Source organism: Mycolicibacterium sp. 624 (assembly GCF_040548615.1).
Taxonomy (GTDB): Bacteria; Actinomycetota; Actinomycetes; order Mycobacteriales; family Mycobacteriaceae; genus Mycobacterium.
Genome location: NZ_JBEPRZ010000007.1, coordinates 40,008 through 60,337 on the forward strand (window position 1 = coordinate 40,008; position 20,330 = coordinate 60,337).

Genomic DNA, 20,330 nt, shown 5'->3' on the forward strand with positions numbered 1-20,330 from the left:
AAGGTCCGTACGTGGTGTTGGCACTACTCCGATCGATCCGGCGAGGTGCGCTGATATCCGCTCGGCAAGCTGCCGGCTGCGTCAGATTGCGGGGCTTCCATACACTGCTACGACCACCGTGCGGTCCAGCGCGTTTTCCGACCAAACCCCGATGTCGGTGCGCGTGCAGTCGCTCATCACCGCGAAGTCCTCGGGATTCCAGTACCACTTGTTGATCAGTTCCATGGAACTGATCGCCAGAGCCGGGTTGATGGCCACCGTCTCCCGAACAGTGCCGGTGTACCCGGCGTCGGCAGCGCGGTCGGGCGGCGCGGATCCGTTCGATCCGTCATGGCCGGCGAGCGCCCGGTTGTTGCGGACATCCACCGCGTGCCACTGCGCAGCCTGCTGGAGACGTCGGTCAACTCGGAGCTTGTGCCGACAGCCGGCCTTGTACTGAACGATACTGACCATCTGCACCACACTGGAATTGAGCCGGTTGTTGTCCGCATGGGCCATGGGCGGTGACACTGCCCCGGCCAACACCACGGACGCCGTCAGGACGATGCGGCAGAGTTTCATGAGATTGCCCGTTCCGCTCAGATTGGGGCGAAGTCCGAGATCAGCCAGCGTCCGTCTATCCGTTCGAGCGCGACCTTCGCGCTGGACGCGGTGTCGACGGGCGGGTCGTTGGCGATCACGGTTGTCTGGTTGACATAGACGAGCACGACAGCGTGTCCGTAGTCGGCCGACACCGAGGCCGCAGCGGGCACCGTCGCGGTCGAGACGATCTGTTTCTCCCGTGCACCGGGAATCACCACGTCGTTGACCAGTGCCGAGAACGAGTCGCGGAACTCGCCGGTCAGGCGGTCGCGGACCAGGGGCAGGTTTGTTTCGGCGGTGTCAGGGGCGTAGCTGAGCATCGCGATGGTGCCCTCCGTCGCGGCGCGGACCGATTCTGAGCCTGCATCAAGGGCCTGTCGCTGGGTGGCGTCGTGAAACTTCAACCAGCCCGCACCACACGCCAGCATCAACGCCGCACAGCCGACGACTGTCGCCGATCGTGGGCGGCGACGCCGTCGGGCGGAGTCGGTAGTGCCCGACTCATCTTCGGGCGTCGAGGTGTCAGAAGTCGACGCGGCGCGCGGCCACCATCGGTTGTCAGGGGACGAATTCCACATTGGATACCTTCATCGTCGATCCATCCAGTTGAACGCCGATCCGCATGCGCCACTGACGCGGCTGGGCCTGTGCACCGTTGATGGACGTCGTGACTGCCATGGTCACCAGCACATCGGCCTGATCACCACGGACCTCCTCCAACCCCGCCTCCAGCACGGTGCCGTGGGTTTTCGATTGCGTCTTGGTCACCGCATCGACGAAGGCCTCCGAACGAAGTTGGAAGTCCTCCAAAAAAGGCCCGGTCGATGCGGCGATGATACGGGCGACATCGTCGTCGACATGGTCGGCATCGACGGTGGTCAGCATCTCGGAACCGCTACGGGCCGTTTGGATGAACGCTTCCTGGCGACGTAGTTCCTGCCCGCCGGTGTAGCTGCGCACTGCGAGAAACCCCATCAGCAGGGCGAGGCTCAGCAGGATGATCAGGTAGCCGGCCGCGGTTACTCGCTGCGGCCGCTTCTTCGGCCGAGGTGCCTCGTCCTCGGCGTCCGACATCATGTCCCGGTCCTCCCGGGCAACGCTCTGGGTCATCTCTGTCATGCGCATCCATCTCGTAGCTCACGGCCGTGGGACCATTGTCAATGCACATACCTCGTGCCGGTCAAGACTGCCGACTTCAAATGATGCAAGACATGTGTGAGCGTCAATTATGTTCTGCACCATCTGAAATCACCGTCATTGCCGACCCGTGACGTCCCCTGTTGCACTCTGTCGAGAAGCGGTGCCGTCTCGCACCGTCGTCGACAGGGAGTGCACGCAGTGGTAAGCGCCGACATCATCACCAAGCCCATGCGGGGCATCGGTGGCTTCATCGCCATGGTGGTCGACACCGCGATGCTGCTGCCGCGACCGCCGTTCGCCTGGCGCGAGTGCATTTTCCAGATGTGGTTCGTGGCTCGGGTGTCCATAGTGCCGACGGTGATGTTGTCCATCCCGTTCACCGTCTTGTCGGTCTTCATCTTCAACATCCTGCTTGTCGAGTTCGGCGCAGCAGACTTTTCCGGGGCCAGCGCAGCCTTCGGCGCGGTCACCCAGATCGGTCCGCTGGTGACCGTGCTTGTTGTCGCGGGTGCCGCTGCCACCGCGATGTGCGCCGATCTCGGTGCGCGGACGATCCGTGACGAACTGGATGCCATGCGCGTGATGGGGATCGACCCATTGCAAGCCCTCGTGGCACCCCGGGTGATCGCCACCGTGATCGTCGCCCTGCTGCTGAACTCGGTTGTTTGTGTCGTCGGTGTGCTCGGCGGGTTCTTCTTCTCGGTGTATGTCCAAGACGTGACACCGGGTGCGTTTGTGGCCGGGATGACGTTGTTCACCGGGACTTCAGAGATCGTGATATCGCTGATCAAAGCGGCGTTGTTCGGTCTGGTGGCGGCGCTGGTCGGCTGTTATAAGGGGATTTCGGTCGGTGGCGGACCGGCCGGCGTCGGTAACGCCGTCAACGAGACGGTGGTCTTCTCCTTCATGGCACTGTTCGTGATCAATCTCTTGGTCACCGCGGTCGGCGTTCAGGCGACGATGTGAGCGGCAGCATTCCCAGCACGCTGATGCCCCGGGCACGGCGTGCCGTGACGGCGATCCAGAACGGCTGGAACCAACTGGGGCTACAGACCCAGTTCTACGGTCAGACAATCAGGTCGGTGGGCGACGCCGTGGTGCACTATCGCACCGAGGTCGCCGTCCAGGTAGCCCAGATGAGTCTCGGCGCAGGGGCATTGGCTGTCGTGGGCGGGACGATCGTCATCGTGGCCTTCCTGACCATGTCGGCAGGCGCATTGATCGCCGTGCAGGGTTACAACACCCTGGCCGGTGTGGGCGTCGAAGCTCTAACGGGCTTCACATCTGCCTATCTCAACGTTCGGATCATCGGTCCGCTCACCACCGGCATCGGACTGGCGGCGACCATCGGCGCCGGCGCTACAGCGCAATTGGGTGCCATGCGGATCGCTGAGGAGATCGATGCCCTGGAGGTGATGGGGGTGCGGTCGATCTCCTACCTGGCCTCTACCCGATTGCTGGCCGGGGTCATCGTGGTCGTCCCGCTCTATTGTGTGGCGGTATTGATGTCGTTCGTGTCTGCGCGGGTCGGCACGACGGTGGTCTACGGCCAGTCGACGGGCGTCTACGACCACTACTTCAAGACCTTCCTCAACCCGGCCGACCTGGTGTGGTCCTTCGTGCAGGCGATGGTGATGGCGTTGACGGTCATGATTATTCACACCTATTACGGCTACACCGCCAGCGGTGGCCCGGCCGGCGTCGGGGAAGCGGTCGGGCGAGCGGTACGGACATCGCTGATCGTTGTCGTCTTCGTGACCTTGGCGATCTCCCTGTCCGTCTACGGACGTTCCGGCAACTTCAACTTGTCTGGGTGAATGCGTTGCTACCGCTTAAAGATTCACGTATCCGACCGAGCTGGTGGGCGAGCCTGCTGGTGATCGCGCTGGTGGCCATCGTGGTTGTCACGGCGGCGCTGTTCAACGGCTGGTTCCGCTCATATCTCCAGGTCACGCTCACCGCCGACCGTTCCGGACTGGTGATGGAGCCCGGCGGCAAGGTGAAGATGCGCGGATTGGCCATCGGGCACGTCGCCGAAGTCCGCTCGGCTGCTGACGGGGGAGCCGTGATGACACTGGCGATCGATCCGCATTACGCCGAGTACATCCCCGCGAACGTGGAAGCGAGCATCAATGCCACGACGGCCTTCGGCGCGAAGTACGTCGATCTGGTCTATCCCAGCAACCCCAGCGCCGAGCGCATCACGGCGTGGCAGACCCTCCGTTCCCTGAACACGGCCGTCGAAGTCAACACGGTGTTCGACAACATCGTGCAGCTGCTGGACAGAATCGATCCGGCCAAACTGAACGCAACCCTGTCCGCGATCGCAGCCGGTGTTCGCGGACAGGGTCAGGAAATCGGGCAGGCCACCAGCGACGCCAATGCAGTTCTCCTGGAGCTGAATCCCCGTACCGAGACCATCCGAACGGATCTGCGGGCCGTACGTGGCTTCGCCGACACCTATGGTGCCGTCGCCGGTGACCTGCTGAACACGTTGGATGCGTTCAGCACCACGTCAGCGACAGTGGCAGCACAACCCGACGATGTCGACACCTTGTTGGCCAATGTCATCGGATTCGCCGACAGTGGTGTCCAGCTGCTGCGGGCCGGGAAAGACGACCTGGTCCGCACAGTCGAAGCCCTGGAACCCACGACCTCGATGCTCTACGAACATCACCCGGCGCTGACCTGCACATTGCTGGGCGCGCAGTGGTTCATCGACAACGGCGGGGCGCAGGCCGAGGGCGGTAACGGGTACTCGATCGTCTTGGATGCGTCGCTGGCGTGGGGTCAGGATCCCTACAGTTATCCCGACCACCTGCCGATCGTGGGAGCCAAGGGAGGACCAGGCGGTAAGCCCGGCTGCGGATCCCTACCCGACCCGAGCAAGCGGTTCCCGGTGCGACAGTTGGTGACGAATACCGGTTGGGGTACCGGTAACGACATCAGGGTCAATCCCGGCATCGGATTCCCCGGATGGGCGAACTACTTCCCGGTCACCCGCGGCGTTCCCGAGCCGCCGAGCGTGCGCAACCTCAACGGTCCCGCACCCGCGCCGATTCCCTATCCGGGTGGCCCCCCATACGGGGCCCCGCAGTACGCACCGGACGGGAGCCCGTTGTATCCCGGGCTGCCGCCTGCTCCGCCGCCGGGACAGCCACGTGCGTCGGGTGCGACGCCGGGATCTGAACCGTTTGAGGCACCGTTCCCGATGGCGACACCGCCGACCCCGTACCCGGCTCAGCCATGAGTAACACGTCAACCACACCGAAAGGAGCGTCATCGTGCTGAAATCGCCGTTAAGCGGTGTGCTGTGGCGTCTGGCGATCTTCCTCTCGGTCTGCTTGACCGGTCTGTTCGTCCTGATCGCCGTATTCGCACAGGTGCGTTTCCAACCGCACCAGAGCTATCGGGCATTGTTCAGCAACGTCGGCGGGCTCAAGAGCGGTGATTTTGTCAGGATCGCCGGGGTTGAGGTGGGCAAGGTCCACAAGATCACGATCGACCGGGACAATTTGGTGGACATCGCATTCCAGGTGGATGACACCGTCCAACTCACTCAGAGCAGCCGTGCTGTCATCCGTTTTGACAATCTCTACGGCGACCGTTACCTGGCGCTGGAAGCCGGTGACGGGGGCGGAGCAGTGCTGCAGCCCGGTGACACCATCGCCCTGGCCAACACCGCACCCGCGCTCGACCTGGACACCCTCATCGGCGGTTTCCGACCCTTGTTCCGGGCGCTGGACCCCGATCAGATCAATGCCTTGTCCAGTCAACTCATCCAGGCCTTCCAGGGACAGGGCCAGACGATCGGTTCACTGTTGGGACAAACGGCGACCCTGACCGACACCCTGGCCGACCGGGATGCGCTGATCGGCGATCTGGTGACCAATCTCGATGTTGTACTGGGGGCGATCGGTGACAACGACGCAGACTTCAGCCAGGCAGTCGATCGTCTGGAAAAGCTGACCGGGGCACTTGCCGAGCGCAAGGAAGCGATCGCCGACTCGATAGCGCATGTCGACACCACCGCCCGCGAAGTCTCAGACCTGTTGGTGCAGTCGCGGCCGGCGATTCAGAAGGTGCGGCATGAGACCGACCGGGTAGCGACCATCGTTCTCAACAACCACGAGTACTTCGACAATCTGCTCAACACCCTTCCCGAGGCGTATCAAATGTTGGGACGCCAAGGCCTCTATGGCGATTGGTTCGCCTTCTACATGTGTGAGGCGATCATCAAGGTCAACGGAAAGGGCGGTCAGCCGGTGTACATCAAGGCGGCGGCGCAGACATCGGGCAGGTGCACTCCCAAATGAAGCCGATGACCGAGCGCAACCCGGTCGTGGTGGGCGCCGTCGGAATGGCGGTCACTGCCGCCGTTCTTGTTGGCACGCTGAACTATGACAAGATCCCGATGTTCGGTGGCGGTGATGGGTACACCGCCTACTTCGCCGATGCCGCCGGGTTGCGAGCAGACTCACCGGTGGAGGTGGCGGGTCTACGGGTCGGGCAGGTGTCCTCCATCGGCCTGGATGGTGACCGGGTCGTTGTCGGTTTCGACATCGACCGCAGTGTCTTCATCGGGGACCGCTCTGAGGCGGCCATCAAGACCAAGACGGTGCTGGGGGCCAAGGTAATCGAGGTCACCCCACGCGGTGAGGAACGGCTGGTGGGTCCGATCACATTGGATCGGACCACATCTCCCTATCAACTCGCCGACGCGCTGGGTGATCTGTCCGTCACCATCAACGGTCTGGACACCAACGAACTCTCCGCATCGCTGGAGACCTTGGCCCAGACCTTCTCCGAGACACCACCGGAATTGCGTGCCGCGGTGGGCGGTGTCTCGCGACTCTCGGCCACTCTGGCCGAACGCGATACGCAACTGCGCTCGCTGCTGTCCAACGTAGGCAAGGTCTCTGGCGTGTTGGGCGAGCGCAGCACCCAGATCGTCGACCTGATAACCAACACCAACGCGCTGCTGGCCGAGATTCGCACAGAGAGCGCCGCACTGGACTCCATCTCGACCAGTATCGTCGCGGTCAGTCAACAGATACGCGCCTTCATCGCTGAGAATCGTGCGGCCTTCACCCCGACGTTGGACCGTCTCAACGGGGTGCTGGCGATCGTCGATAATCGTCGCGAACGGCTGCAGGACGCCGTCAAGCGGCTCAATTCCTATGCTATGGCGCTGGGAGAGTCAGTGTCCTCCGGGCCGTTCTTCAAAGGCTTCGTGGCCAATCTGCCGCCCGGACAGTATATTCAGCCGTTCATCGACGCGGCATTCTCCGACCTCGGGCTGGACCCGAACGTGCTGGCTCCCTCACAGCTCACCGACCCTCCGGAGGGCCAGCCGGGAACTCCGGCGCTACCTGTGCCCTTCCCGCGAACAGGACAGGGCGGCGAGCCGCGGATGACGTTGCCCGACGCGATCACCGGTAACCCCGGCGACCCGGGGTGCGGACCGCCCGGCCTGCCGCTACCCGGTCCCACCGGGTGTTACCCGTACCGGGAACCGCCGCCGGCACCCGCGCCCGGCGGCCCGCCTCCCGGGCCTCCGGCGATCGGCGATGCCTCACCGACCCCACCCACCCACGGTCCGGTATTCGTACCTGCCCCCGGGGAGATTCCAGCAGGTGGCGGTTCTCCTGAATCGGGTGACAGCGAATGAAGATCAACAGGTTCTGGCGTTTGACGGCCGTTGTGGGACTCGTCGTCATCCTTGCCGGTGGTGCTGCCGCGCTGCGTATCTGGGACACAAGTGGACGCACGCGGATCACCGCCTACTTCGCCAACAGCACCGGGATCTTCCCCGGAGACGACGTTCGTATTCTCGGTGTACGGGTGGGCGAGATAGCGACGATCGAGGGTCAGCCGACGCAGGTGAAGATCACCATGTGGGTGGACGACAGCTACCGGGTGCCGGTCGATGCCAAAGCAGTGATCCTCTCGCCCTCGCTGATATCGGCACGGGCGGTACAACTCGTCCCCGCCTACACGGGCGGGCCGGTGATGGCCGACCACGCGGTCATACCGATCGAGCGCACCGCCGTCCCGGTCGAATGGGACGATCTGCGAGATCAGTTGGCCAAGTTGGCCGACGCGTTGCAGCCGACCCAGCCGGGCGGGGTGAGCACACTCGGGGCGTATGTCAACACCGCTGCCGACAACCTGCGCGGGCAGGGGACCGACATTCACCGAGCGATAAAAAATCTGGCCACGACCATGTCGGCGCTAGGGGACCACAGTGACGATATCTTCGGCACCGTCGAGAATCTGGCACTGGTTGTCTCCGCACTTCAGGACAGCAGAGATGTGATGCGCGAGCTGAATCGAAACCTCGCGTCCACGACGCAACTCCTGGACAACCAGCCGCAGGAGATAGGCGCAGCCCTTGACGAGCTCAACGCTGTGCTGGGTGAGGTGGCGAGCTTCACCGCGGACAATCGCGAGACCATCGGCGTGACCGCAGACAAGTTGGCATCGATCAGCGGGGCGCTGCACGAGAGTCGGGCTGATCTGGAGCAGACACTGCACGTCGCCCCGACGGAACTGGCCAACTTCGTCAATATCTATCCGCCTGCCATCGGTGGATTTGCCGGTGCATTCAGTTTGAACAACTTTTCCAACCCCATTCAATTCCTCTGTGGGGCAATACAGGCCGCGTCCCGCCTCAACGCCGAACAATCGGCAAAGCTGTGCGTGCAGTATCTGGCCCCGATCGTGAAGAATCGGCAGATCAATTTCCCGCCACTGGGCGTCAATCCTGTTGTGGGCGCTTATGCACGACCGAATGAGATCACCTACAGCGAGGACTGGATGCGCCCGGACTATGTACCCCCTCCAGGGACGCCTGCCGGGCCTGGCGCGGCCCCCTTGCCTGCAGAACAACCGCAGCCACCGTCGGGCCCGCCGGTCGAACACGGCCCGCAGAATCTGCACGACATGCTCATCCCTGCGGGAGCAGGATCATGAGGAGGCGACATCCATCGAGAGTTCTTGCCGGAATCGCCGCAACGGTTGCGCTGACCGCCGGGTGTGGCTGGCAAGGCGCCAACTCCTTGCCTCTGCCGGGCACCGAGGGAGGCGGGCAGGGTTCTTACACCGTTAAGGCTCAATTGCCCGACGTCGGTAACATTCAGCGCAATTCGCGTGTGCGGGTCGGTGACGTGACCGTAGGCACGGTCACCGAGATCCAACGGCAGGGTTGGCACGCGTTGCTGACGATGACACTCAACGGTGAGGTCAATCTGCCGGCGAATTCGACGGCGACGATAGGCCAGACCAGCCTGCTCGGCTCACTGCACGTCGAGCTGGCCCCGCCGACCGTCGTCGCCCCCGAAGGGAGACTGCATGAGGGGTCACTGATTCCGCTGGCCTCCGGAGCTGCCTACCCCACCACGGAGCAGACGCTGGCTGCGCTCTCGCTTGTGCTCAACGGCGGTGGCCTGGGCCAGATCCACGACATCACCCAGTCGCTGAGCACTGCATTCGCCGGCCGCGCAGGCGATCTGCGCAGCCTCATCGAGCAGGTTGACGTGTTCGTGACCGGCGTCGAGGGTCAAACCCAGGACATCATCGGTGCCGCGGACAGCGTGAACCGTTTGGTAGCACAATTTGCCGCTCGCTCTCCGGTGTTGGATCGAGCGCTCAAAACGATTCCCGAGGCGCTCGAAGTGCTGTCCGATCGTCGTGCCGAGTTGGCGCTGGCGTTGGACAAGCTCGGGCAGTTCGGCGCACTCACCGCGGACACCATCAGCCAGACCAAGGACGACCTGATCAAGGAACTCAACGATCTCGGTCCGGTGCTGGAGTCGTTGGCCAACGCCGGCCCGGCAATGGTCACCTCGTTGAGCTATTTGACGACGTTCCCTTTCGTCAAAGAGAACATCGGAAACTACTTCCGCGGTGACTATGTGAATCTCACCGGGGTCTTCGACCTCACGCTGAGCCGCCTCGACGCGGCATTCCTCACCGGCACCCGTTTCGAAGGGGGCCTAACCGAGCTGGAGATGCAGTGGGGTCGCACCATCGGGCAGATGCCCAGTCCATACACCGGTGGGAACCCGTTGAGCGCACCGTACATAGGCGATCAGGGACGCTGATATGAGACTGAACAGACGTGTCAGGATGCAGCTTGCACTGTTCGCCGCGGTGTCCGTCGTGGCGGCGTTCGTGATGAGCGTCGGCTTCATGGAGGTGCCGTCGCGGGTTTTCGGCATCGGCCAATACCGGGTGACCGTACAACTGCCGACGACCGGTGGGCTGTACCCGTCGGGCAATGTCACCTATCGGGGTCTGGGGGTCGGAAGGGTCACCGATGTCCGGATGACTGATACCGGTATCGAAGCGGACCTTTCGTTGAACGCAGATGTGGCAGTCCCGGCGGACGTGACTGCCCGGGTACACAGCCGCTCGGCCATCGGTGAGCAGTATGTCGAACTCACCCCGCTGATCGATGCGGGAGCAACTACGCTCCGCGACGGAGATGTCATCGCCACCGACCGCACGGGGGTGCCCGTCGATATCAACACCATCCTGGAGAAGACGAACGATGGTCTGAGCGCAATCCCCGCCGACAATCTGCGCACCGTCATCGATGAGAGTGCCGATGCCTTCGGTGGGCTCGGCCCTGATCTCGCGAGACTGGTGCGCGCGTCCACGGAACTGGCCTCCGATGCCAAAGAGAACCTGTCGGCCCTCACGACCCTGATCGACCAATCGGCTCCTGTTCTCGACACCCAGACCGAGACCGCCGGTGAGATCAGGTCGTGGGCATCGCATCTGGCCGCGATCAGCGGCCAGGTCGCCCAGCGTGATACCGCAGTGCGGTCGGTGATCAAGGAAGGTGCGGTAACGGCCGAGGAGATCCGCGGACTCTTCGACCGGTTGCAACCGTCCCTGCCGATCATGCTGGCCAACCTGGCCGGTATCGCTGAGCTGGCAGTGACCTATCAGGCCGGTGTTCGCCAGGTGCTGGTACTGGTGCCCCAGGCCATTGCGGTTCTGGGTAGCTCGCTGGTACCGGGCATGGGCGTCATGTCCGCGTACAAGGGGCCCTTCGTCACCTTCGACCTCAATCTGAACATTCCACCGCCCTGCCTGACCGGATTCCTGCCACCCAGCCAGCAACGATCACCAGCCTTCGAGGATTATCCGGACCGCCCGGCCGGTGACCTCTATTGCCGGGTACCCCAGGACTCACCGTTCAACGTGCGCGGCGCCCGCAACCTGCCGTGTGTGAACAAACCCGGTAAGCGGGCACCGACCGCCGAGATGTGCAACAGCGACGAGGTATACGTCCCCCTCAACGATGGTTTCAACTGGAAGGGCGATCCCAACGCCACTACATCCGGTCAGGGCGTGCCGCAGATCGGGGCGGCCGCACCGGCACCTCCGCCTCCCGCAGAGGCGGCACCCGCATCGGTGGGGACGTCCGAACAGGACCATTCGGTCTCCCCGTCGATTGCATACGCGACATATGATCCGGCAACGGGGTCCTACGTCGGTCCCGACGGCAATATCTATGCGCTGGGCAATCTGGCGGCAGACCGCCACGAAAAGACCTGGCAATCGATGCTCACCGCGGCCAGCGAGTAACGAAATAGACCTTTACAGAATGTGATTCGGCTACACGAATCGACAGCCTGGCCGGCGAGAACATGGCCACCGGCAACCTGTCATTCCGTAGTAGCGCAAGTGCTAGCAACGAGTTCCCCCTTGTTCGCCCGTGGAGCCTCTGCCTAGAGTTTCTTGCGTATGAAAAGTGCCACAGTCGGCCTTGAGCTTCGGGAGGTGCGGTGGTAGACGTTGAGCAGCCGCTGGTCCGATCGCTGCAACGGGGTCTGCAGATCATCAATCTCGTGGCGGTCAGCGGTCCGCTGCATGCGAAGAGTGTCGCCCGGCGGGTCGAATTGTCGCTTCCGACCGCGTACCACCTGTTACGGACACTGGTGCACGACGGGTACCTCGTCCGGCTGGATGACGGTTCCTATGTCCTAGGGGGCCGCCTCGACTGGACCGGATTCGCCACCGTGCCGGCCGTGACTCGGTCGTTGGCCGCTGTGAATGCAGGCTGGTGAGACTGATGGACCAGGACGCACCCACGCTGATCCAGAGTCTGCAACGGGGCATGAAGCTCATCGATACCATCGCAGAACGCGGCCCTTCGACGGCGAGATCTCTCAGCGAATCGACCGGAATTGTGATCGCCACCGTGTATCGCCTGGTACGGACCTTGGTCCACGAGGGATATCTGGCACGGTCGGAGGACGGGCGCTACGTGCTGGGTCCACAGTTCGTCAATGTGGCGGACCTCGAGGGTCGGGCACGTGACTATCGTCTGGTGCGTCAATCGATTGCCCGATTGGCCACCACGACACGGTCGCACGTACTTATCGGCGGCCTGATTCGGGGGCGCGTAGAAGTCTGGAGTAGCGTCCGGCACCCCGCTGCACCGCATGTCGAATGTTGGCCGGGAGCCGAGCTACCGGGGCACGCGACAGCTATCGGGAAGAGCATTCTGGCACAGGTCACCTGTAGCCAACGGGACGAATACCTGGGCCGAAATCCTCTGCACAGCTATACATATCGCACGATCGAGATCGGTTCGCAGTTGGAACGTCAGCTCACCGGCGGCCCGCTGTCCATCAGCGATCAGGAGTTCAGCTACGGAGTCACCTGTATGGCCGTGCCGCTGGTCGATGTGAACATGCCAGCAGCGCTGGGCCTGTCATACTCATCGGATCGTTCGGCTCGGGTGCAGGATGAGTTGGCCGAACAGCTGCTGCCCGCCGCGTCAAGAATCTCGAAGCTGTTGTCGAACAGCGACGTATCGCGATCCCAAGTAGTCGCCTAGGTGCTGTACGGGGGTGTCTTCGATACCCCCGTTGCGTCTTCTGTCGCACCGTGGCAAACGGTATAACTGACGCTGGCGGGTGGTCCTTCGGCTGCTCGTGAATCCCGCAAATCCGCGAAAGATCTTAGATGACTACGCTTTCCGCTGAAGAGTGTGCAACGCTCGGTTCTTCGGTACGTGCTGCGTGTGCGCGTCTGCTACCCGACCACCGATTGCGCGCTGTTGCCTACGATGCACCCGCGCCCGGTGACCGGGGGTTTGACCGCCCCCTCTGGGCAGCGCTGTGCAGCCAGGTCGGAGTGGCCGAGGTAGGTATATCGGAGAACCCCGATGACGGCGGGTGGGGCGTAGCGGCGCAGGCCGTGATCGCCCATGAACTCGGGCGGGTATTGGCGCCGGTACCGTTCCTGCCCTCGGCAGTCCTCACCACCAGGCTGCTGAGCACGGTCGACGATGCCACCGAGCTGCTCGGTCACCTCGGTCAGGGTCACCAGAGTGCTGCATTCGCCGTGACCACCCGAGACGGTCGGTTCGACGGTGCCGACCTCCCACTGGCCACCGATAGATCTGGGCGCTGGCGGCTGTCCGGATCGGTCCGCCACGTTCTGGGGGCAGCGGGTGCTGACCGCATCGTCGTGGTTGCCACGTCTGACGGTCATCCGCAGCTCTATCTGGTCGAACGTGAACAACAGGGCGTCACCGTGACTGCGCAACCGGTATTGGATGCGACGCGTCCAATGGCGGTCGTCGATCTGGAAGATGCAGTCGCCGAACATCTTCCAGTCACTGGATCGGTTGTGGAGCGAATCGACGAGAGTCTGATGCACACCATCGCGGTGCTCACCGCCGAACAGGTGGGTGCCGCCGAACGGGTATTGGAGATGTCGGTCGAGTACTCCGGAGTGCGCAAGCAGTTCGACCGTCCGATCGGTTCCTTCCAGGCCATCAAACATCGTTGCGCGGACATGCTGGTGGAACTGGAGATGGCGCGGTCGGCATCCATGGCTGCCGTTGCGGCTGTCGATGCTGCGAGCCCAGAGGCGCCCTGGTTGGTCAGCATGGCCAAAGCAGTCTGCTCGGAGACGCTGCGCAACGCCGCACACAGCAACTTGCAGATCCACGGTGGCATCGGTTTCACCTGGGAGCATGCCGCGGGTCTGTACGTGAAGCGGGCCCGAACCGACGAGGTGCTGTTCGGGTTACCGACAACGCACTGGGAACGAGTGGCCGAATCCATGGCTCTGGTCGGTGGCTATCAGCGTGATACGGACACCGACGGTGTGGCGGCGGCATCATGACCGCAGACCTCGACGCGACGTCGCCGATGATCAATCGTGCGGATCTGCGGGCATTCTTGGAGGCGGCACCCAAGCCCCCGGGGTTGCGTAACTACGGGCCCACGCCAACCGAGGCCGATGTCGCGCCCGGGACGCAGTGGCACGCATACCTTGCCCAACATGGGTATACATGTCTGCACTGGCCGGCGGAGTTCGGTGGCCTCGATGCGACCGTCATGTTCCAGGCGATGTTCGCAGAGGAGTGTGCGAATGCCGAGGTGCCCCGGCAATTCAGTATCTTCGGACCGGACCTCGTCGGTCCGGTGTTGATTCGATTCGGCTCCGACGAGCAGAAGGCAAACTACCTCGAACCCATCCGCACCGGGCAGCACATATGGTGCCAATTGTTCTCCGAACCCGAGGCGGGCTCCGACCTGGCATCGTTGCGTACCCGTGCCCGTCGCACCGACACCGGCTGGCGTATCGACGGTCAGAAGGTTTGGAGCTCCGGGGCGGCCGCCGCAGACTTCGGAATTCTGTTGGCCCGCACAGAGAACAACAAGCATCGCGGATTGTCGATGTTCATCGTCCCGATGCGGTCGCCCGGGATCACGGTGCGCCCGCTGCGACAGATCGACGGGGAATCGAAGTTCAACGAGGTGTTTCTCGATTCCGTCGAGCTTCCGGAGCAGTCACTGGTGGGCCGTCCCGGGCAGGGGTGGGAACTGGCGCTGGCGATGTTGGGCCGGGAGCGACTGACCCTCGGCACCCACGCGGTGGCGATGTTCCGCCGCCATGAGGAGCTGATCGCCGCCGCCCGTGACCGCGGGGTCCTGGACCAGGTTCTGGGCCGCTCGATGACGAGGCTGTGGGCTCGGATGTGGTTGCTGCGGTACACCTGGCAGCGCGCCGTCACAGGCGGGGATGTGACATCGCCGGAGTTCTCCGTCCTGAAAATTGTTGCCTCCGAGACTGACCGAGATCTGTCCGACCTGGCGACCGACGTCCTCGGCACCGACGTCTGTGTGGATCCCGAACTCGATGACCTGGTCCGGCACATGCTGGTCGGGCGGGCCCAGACAATTCTCGGTGGCACCAGCGAGATCCAACGCAACATCCTCGCCGAGCGGGTTCTGGGGTTACCCAAGGAACCCCATTGACCGGCCCGTCGCCGTTAGAGGCTTTCCGGGCACATCTGCGACCTGGGATGACAGTTGCCCTCGGCGACGGGGTGGGCGTGCTCGGGCGGCTCGTGGACGGCACATCGGTGTGCGAGGCGCTGAGTAACGCGGCATCCGAGGTCGGGGACGTCAAGCTGGTCGTCGGGTGGCTGCCCGAACCCGCCGACGGCCTGGACGCGCAGTCCTTTGCGCGTGTGACCGTGTTGATGCCCGGTGGCGGCGCACGTCGGCTGATGCAGAGCCAGGCGACACATTTTGTGCCCGGCCGGTTCTCGGCCTGGCCGGCCCTGCTCACGGGACGGCTCAAGCCGGAGCTGCTGATCACCAGGGTGGTCGAACACGCAGGGGAACTGCATTTCGGTAGTGAGGTGTCCTATCAGCGCGCACTGATCGAGGCTGGCGTACCCGTACTGGCTGTCGTCGACGAGGCCACCCCGAAGGCTTCTGCGGAGCCCCCGCTGAGCCCCGATCAGGTGGTGATCATCGGGCGTAGCGCCTGCGGTCCTGCGCAACACCACCGGGAACCCGATCCGCTGCACGAAGCGCTGGCAGACTCGGTCCTGCGGTTCATCCCGGCCGGTACCCGGATCCAGTACGGACCGGGCCCGTTGGGCACCGCCCTGTTGCGTCGTGCGCAGGTGCCACTGATCGTCGACACCGGCCTGCTCACCGATGCGGTCATCGACCTGGAGCGTCGCGGATTATTGTGTGGCACACCGTCGGCCACCTATCTGACCGGGACCGACGAGTTCTACGACTGGGCCGACGGACAGCCGATCCTGCACGGGGTGGAGTACACCCATGATCTGACCAGACTGTCGCGGGGTCTCCCGTTCATGGCCGTCAATACCGCTGTGGAGATCGACCCGGTGGGACAGATCAATGCCGAGGGGCGCGGTGACAAGCTCATCGGCGGCATCGGAGGACACCCGGACTTCTGCGCCGCGGGCCGGATGCACCCGCGCGGACTGTCGATCATCGCCACACCGTCGGTTGTCAACGGGCACAGCCCGTTGGTGGACCAACTCAGCCGACCCGCATCCACACCTGCGAGTGACGTGGACCTCATTGTCACCGAAAACGGCTACGCGGACCTCCGTGATGCCGACTGGCCGCTGCGGCGCCGCCGGATTGCCGAACTGTTCGGCGTCTGATCGAGAAGGGATCGGCTATGTCAACACTCGACGGTCATGTCGTGTTGGTCACCGGAGGTGGACGCGGTATCGGTCGCGCCCACTGCCTGGAGTTGGCGGCGCGCGGCGCAGCGGTGGTCGTCAACGATCCCGGGGTGGACCGCGACGGTAGCGGTGGAGGTGGTGGGCCGGCGGAGTCCGTCGTCGCTGAGATCACCAGCGCCGGCGGAACCGCGATCGCCCATACCGGCTCGGTCACAGTCTGGGACGACGCCCGCGATATGGTCGCTCGCGCGGTGTCCGTGTTCGGCACGCTCACCGGCGTGGTGAACAACGCCGGCATTCTGCGTGACGAATTGATCACCAGTGCAACCGAACAGGCCTGGGACTCGGTGGTCGATGTGCATCTCAAAGGTACGTTCGCGGTCACCAAGCACGCCTGCGACTACTGGCGATCCATGGCCAAGAGCGGTCGCGCGGTGGACGCTCACATCGTCAACACCGTGTCGGGCGCCGGACTGTGGGGCAATGTCGGTCAAGCCGCCTACAGTGCGGCCAAAGCAGGTATTGCGGCGCTCACCTCGGTCACCGCGCTGGAGATGCAGCGATACGGTGTCACCGTCAACGCGATCTCCCCTCTCGCCGTGACACGAATGAGCGCAGGGTTCTTCGGTGAAGATCGGGCATCGGATCCGGAACTCGACCCGGCCTGTATCTCGGCTGTTGTCGCCTGGCTGCAGTCGCCGCAAGCATCCTGGCTCACCGGACAGATCCTGCGCATCGACGGTCGACGGCTCATTCGCATCGCGGGCTACGCCGAAGCGCCGCAACACTATGTGGCACGTAACGGTGAACGTCTGGAGTTCGATGAGCTACAGCAGGCAGTCCGGTGGCTGTGGGGGACCGCGCCGCGTGGATTGGCCGGTCCGTTGCCGGTGCGCGCATGAGCACGAATGCCATGCTCTCCGCGGGCGGACATTTCAGCGATCTGTGTGCGAACGACCCCGAACTCGCAGCGCTGCGGACGTCGATCCGCGAGTTCCTACGCGCCGACCGGGATGCGCATGGTTGGGCTCCGCAGGTCGATTCGTGGCTGTCGTGTTGGGATGAGGAGTTCAGTATCCGCCTGGGGGCCGCCGGCTTCCTGGGCATCACGACACCGCGAGAGTATGGCGGGGCCGGTCTCGGTCATCTGCACCGCTACGTCGTGACCGAGGAACTGCTTGCACATGGTGCGCCGGTTGCTGCGCACTGGATTGCCGACCGTCAGGTCGCGCCGGCGTTACTCGTGTACGGATCCGAGGAACAGCGCCGTCGCATCCTGCCGCGCATCGCCCAGGGACGTTTCTACTCCGCGATCGGCATGAGCGAGCACGGTGCTGGTTCGGATCTCGCCGCGGTATCGACTCGTGCCACCAGAACATCGGGCGGTTGGGTGCTGTCCGGCTCCAAAGTCTGGACCAGCGGAGCCCACCATGCCCATCAGGTCGTGGTGCTCGCCCGTACCAGTGCACCTGACCCGGAGCACCGCCACGCCGGACTGAGCCAGTTCCTGGTTCCGTGTGATGCACGGGGCGTAACGATCGATCCCATCGAACTGATGTCGGGTGAACATCACTTCAACGAGGTGTTGTTCGACGAGGTTGAGGTTCCAGACGCTGATGTGTTGGGAGAGATCGGGGATGGCTGGCATCAGGTCACATCGGAACTGTCGTTCGAACGAAGCGGACCCGAACGAATACTGACCACGCTGCCGCTGATCGCCGCAGTGGTGGCCCGAATGGCCCGCACCAATGACATAGACGATTCGGTGGCGGCCGATATCGGTCACCTGGCCGCTCGGCTCACCTCCCTGCGTCAACTCTCGGTGGCAGTGGCCAGGGCTTTGGTCGCCGGACAAGCCGCCGCCAACCAGGCGGCGTTGGTCAAGGACCTCGGCACACGTTTCGAACAGGAATCCGTCGATATCGTGGCTGATCTGTTGGACAGGACGTCGGCCGATCCCGATCCCGCCATCCAATCGATGTTGAATGCCGCATGGCTACATCGGCCACTGTTCACGCTACGCGGTGGCACCAACGAAGTACTGCGCGGAGTTGTGGCGCGGGGAATGGGACTGCGATGACGGCCATCGACTCTGTACTGGCCAACGGTGTGTTCGGTTCGGCCGCCGGGGTGAGCGAATTCGAGGCTGTCCGGGATCTCGTGGGTGACCTTGGCCGGCGCGCCTTCGACGCCCGGCTGGGCCGTCGGCGACGGCCGGAGACCTTCGACGGTCAATTGTGGGATGCCCTGACCGGCAGTGGACTCGACCGGCTGACCAGCGTCCCCGAGAACGAGGCGGGTCCCGCCGACCTGGCGGTGGTGCTCTATGAGCTGGCTCGGTACAGCGCCGCCGTTCCGGTGGCCGAGACGGACCTGCTGGGCGCCTGGCTGGCGCACCGTGCCGGGATCGATGCACCGTCTTCCGGACCGCTGACCTCCGGTCGTGGGGCGGGTACGGTTCTGGGTGGTCTCGTCACCGGGGCGGCCGGTGCGATGCCGTGGGCGCGAACGGCCGTTGCCCGGGTGGTGTTGGTCGAGATCAGAAGCGCCGGTTCGCCGGCTCCGACCCAGCACGTCGCACTGCTCGGCGCCACGGACTCGGTGGTCACAGACGGTATGAATCTGGCCGGCGAACCTCGCGATGAGGTGTCCTTCGCGATCGACGCGCGAACTCTGCAGCCCGTCGACCCGGCGGTCGCCGATGAGTACGAGTGCCGAGGGGCATGGGCCCGTTGTGTCCAGCTAATCGGCGCGCTCGATGCCGCGGCAGCGTCCTCGGTGCTGCACTGTCGGGAACGGGTACAGTTCGGCCGTCCGTTGAGCCGCCAGCAGAGTGTGCAACACACCTTGGCGATCATGGCTGGTGATATCGAACGTGCCCGTGCCGCAGTGACTCTGGCCGTGGCCGCCGCCGCTGACTTCGGATTCGCCGACCGCCGAACCGAGTATGCGGTGTCCGTGGCGAAGACAGTCCTGGGGCCGGTGGTCGGCTCGGTGACCGCCGCCGCCCACCAGCTGCACGGCGCGATCGGCACCAGCATCGAGCACGCGCTCTGGTTGTCGACATTGCGCGCGAGAAGCTGGATTGACGAGTTCGGCAGCACCGCAACGCATGCCCGACGCCTCGGGCGAACCATCCTGAGTGAACCCGACTTCTGGGATTGTGTCACAGGATCACAACAGGCCTCGGCGCCACAAACATAGCAGGGGAGACGAATCGAATGGGTCAACTCGACTGGACGGTTGCCGATGGTATCGGCACTCTTGTCATCAACCGTCCCGAGTCGCGGAATGCGTTCACCATGAGCATGATCCGCGATTGGGAAGAGATCCTGCGGTCATGCCGCACCGACGACGGCGTGCGCGTGGTGATACTGACCGGTGCTGGTGACCGGGCATTTTGCGCCGGCATCGACCTGTCCTGGCTCACCGAAGGCCACACGCCACTTGAGCGAAAGACGGACCTACACGCGGGTATTCAGCGCATAGCTCTGGCGGTCGAGGATCTCGACAAACCGATCATCGCCGCCATCAACGGGGTCGCGGTGGGCGCGGGCCTGGACATGGCGCTGATGTGTGACATGCGGGTGATGTCCAGTACCGCACGGGTCTCCGAGGGCTACGTCAAACTCGGGTTGGCGCCCGGCGGCGGGGGCGCGTACTTTCTGCCCCGGCTTGTCGGTCTCGCGAAGGCGCTTGAGTTACTGCTCACCGGTGAACCGGTGGACGCCGCTGAAGCATTGCGAATCGGTCTGGTCAACCAGGTGGTGGCGCCGCACGAGCTGGCGGAGACAGTGTTGACACTCGCGCGTTCCATCGCCGCCAACCCGCCGGCCAGTGTCCGGATGATTCGGCGTGTCACAAGGCAATCGGCAAGTCTGGAGCTACGGCCGGCCCTCGACCTGGTGTCGTCACACGTCGCGGTGCTGGCGACGACAGACGATGTCGGCGAGGCACTCTCGGCGATGACCGAACGGCGTGACGGCAAATACGTCGGTCGTTAGCCAGACTGGGCGAGAACCGACCCCGACAAGGTCCCGGACGAAATCGATACGAGGATCGTTCACTCGCCGTGAACCGGCAGCAGCGAAACCGCGGATCGATCTCGTCCGGG

General features: G+C 63.9%; 20 protein-coding genes. 17 read left to right on the forward strand and 3 right to left on the reverse strand.

What is annotated here, in order from left to right; translation table 11 throughout:
* Positions 1–81: 81 nt before the first annotated feature.
* From ABIA65_RS25020 to ABIA65_RS25030, 3 genes are all read right to left on the reverse strand, one after another.
* Positions 82–498 (reverse strand): CAP domain-containing protein, encoded by a 417-nt coding sequence (locus ABIA65_RS25020; protein ID WP_354525239.1) that lies wholly within the window; start codon positions 496–498, stop codon positions 82–84.
* Positions 499–578: 80 nt separating this feature from the next.
* Positions 579–1,160 (reverse strand): Rv1363c family protein, encoded by a 582-nt coding sequence (locus ABIA65_RS25025; RefSeq protein WP_354525240.1) that lies wholly within the window; start codon positions 1,158–1,160, stop codon positions 579–581.
* Positions 1,141–1,659: an Rv1363c family protein gene (locus tag ABIA65_RS25030; RefSeq protein WP_354525241.1), complete on the reverse strand. Its 519-nt coding sequence runs from the start codon at positions 1,657–1,659 to the stop codon at positions 1,141–1,143. The genes ABIA65_RS25025 and ABIA65_RS25030 overlap by 20 nt, the downstream gene beginning before the upstream one ends.
* A 291-nt stretch (positions 1,660–1,950) precedes the next feature.
* Between ABIA65_RS25030 and ABIA65_RS25035 the strand changes: the two genes are divergently transcribed.
* From ABIA65_RS25035 to ABIA65_RS25115, 17 genes are all read left to right on the forward strand, one after another.
* On the forward strand, positions 1,951–2,688 hold the full coding sequence (locus tag ABIA65_RS25035; protein WP_354525425.1) for an MlaE family ABC transporter permease: 738 nt from the start codon (positions 1,951–1,953) through the stop codon (positions 2,686–2,688).
* A gap of 23 nt (positions 2,689–2,711) precedes the next feature.
* Entirely contained in the window at positions 2,712–3,539 is an 828-nt protein-coding gene (locus ABIA65_RS25040) for an ABC transporter permease (protein WP_241405807.1), read from the forward strand.
* On the forward strand, positions 3,536–4,972 hold the full coding sequence (locus ABIA65_RS25045) for an MCE family protein (RefSeq protein WP_354525242.1): 1,437 nt from the start codon (positions 3,536–3,538) through the stop codon (positions 4,970–4,972). Before ABIA65_RS25040 ends, ABIA65_RS25045 begins: the two co-directional genes overlap by 4 nt.
* A 37-nt stretch (positions 4,973–5,009) precedes the next feature.
* Positions 5,010–6,038: an MCE family protein gene (locus ABIA65_RS25050; protein WP_241405806.1), complete on the forward strand. Its 1,029-nt coding sequence runs from the start codon at positions 5,010–5,012 to the stop codon at positions 6,036–6,038.
* The gene (locus tag ABIA65_RS25055) at positions 6,035–7,393 is read left to right on the forward strand and encodes an MCE family protein (RefSeq protein WP_354525243.1); all 1,359 of its coding nucleotides are present in this window, start codon (positions 6,035–6,037) and stop codon (positions 7,391–7,393) included. The genes ABIA65_RS25050 and ABIA65_RS25055 overlap by 4 nt, the downstream gene beginning before the upstream one ends.
* Positions 7,390–8,697, forward strand: coding sequence for a virulence factor Mce family protein (locus ABIA65_RS25060; protein WP_354525244.1), 1,308 nt, complete (start codon positions 7,390–7,392; stop codon positions 8,695–8,697). The genes ABIA65_RS25055 and ABIA65_RS25060 overlap by 4 nt, the downstream gene beginning before the upstream one ends.
* Positions 8,694–9,827 carry an MCE family protein gene (locus ABIA65_RS25065; RefSeq protein ID WP_241400649.1) on the forward strand — a complete coding sequence of 378 codons (1,134 nt, stop codon included), beginning with the start codon at positions 8,694–8,696 and terminating at the stop codon, positions 9,825–9,827. Before ABIA65_RS25060 ends, ABIA65_RS25065 begins: the two co-directional genes overlap by 4 nt.
* 1 nt (position 9,828) lies before the next feature.
* A complete protein-coding gene (locus tag ABIA65_RS25070) occupies positions 9,829–11,322 on the forward strand; it encodes an MCE family protein (RefSeq protein WP_354525245.1) in 1,494 nt (497 codons plus the stop codon).
* Between the two features lie 200 nt (positions 11,323–11,522).
* On the forward strand, positions 11,523–11,804 hold the full coding sequence (locus tag ABIA65_RS25075; RefSeq protein ID WP_241400647.1) for a helix-turn-helix domain-containing protein: 282 nt from the start codon (positions 11,523–11,525) through the stop codon (positions 11,802–11,804).
* 5 nt (positions 11,805–11,809) lie between these two features.
* Positions 11,810–12,580 (forward strand): IclR family transcriptional regulator, encoded by a 771-nt coding sequence (locus ABIA65_RS25080; RefSeq protein WP_354525246.1) that lies wholly within the window; start codon positions 11,810–11,812, stop codon positions 12,578–12,580.
* A 299-nt stretch (positions 12,581–12,879) separates the two neighbouring features.
* On the forward strand, positions 12,880–13,878 hold the full coding sequence (locus tag ABIA65_RS25085) for an acyl-CoA dehydrogenase family protein (RefSeq protein WP_354525247.1): 999 nt from the start codon (positions 12,880–12,882) through the stop codon (positions 13,876–13,878).
* Positions 13,875–15,017, forward strand: coding sequence for an acyl-CoA dehydrogenase family protein (locus ABIA65_RS25090; RefSeq protein WP_354525248.1), 1,143 nt, complete (start codon positions 13,875–13,877; stop codon positions 15,015–15,017). The genes ABIA65_RS25085 and ABIA65_RS25090 overlap by 4 nt, the downstream gene beginning before the upstream one ends.
* 47 nt (positions 15,018–15,064) lie before the next feature.
* Positions 15,065–16,192 (forward strand): acetyl-CoA hydrolase/transferase C-terminal domain-containing protein, encoded by a 1,128-nt coding sequence (locus tag ABIA65_RS25095; protein ID WP_354525249.1) that lies wholly within the window; start codon positions 15,065–15,067, stop codon positions 16,190–16,192.
* Positions 16,193–16,209: 17 nt separating this feature from the next.
* A complete protein-coding gene (locus ABIA65_RS25100; RefSeq protein ID WP_354525250.1) occupies positions 16,210–17,118 on the forward strand; it encodes an SDR family NAD(P)-dependent oxidoreductase in 909 nt (302 codons plus the stop codon).
* Positions 17,115–18,296, forward strand: a complete 1,182-nt coding sequence (locus tag ABIA65_RS25105; protein WP_354525251.1) for an acyl-CoA dehydrogenase family protein — start codon at positions 17,115–17,117, stop codon at positions 18,294–18,296. Before ABIA65_RS25100 ends, ABIA65_RS25105 begins: the two co-directional genes overlap by 4 nt.
* Positions 18,293–19,420, forward strand: coding sequence for an acyl-CoA dehydrogenase family protein (locus ABIA65_RS25110; RefSeq protein WP_354525252.1), 1,128 nt, complete (start codon positions 18,293–18,295; stop codon positions 19,418–19,420). Before ABIA65_RS25105 ends, ABIA65_RS25110 begins: the two co-directional genes overlap by 4 nt.
* Positions 19,421–19,437: 17 nt before the next feature.
* Positions 19,438–20,220, forward strand: a complete 783-nt coding sequence (locus ABIA65_RS25115; protein WP_241400639.1) for an enoyl-CoA hydratase/isomerase family protein — start codon at positions 19,438–19,440, stop codon at positions 20,218–20,220.
* Positions 20,221–20,330: the final 110 nt, after the last annotated feature.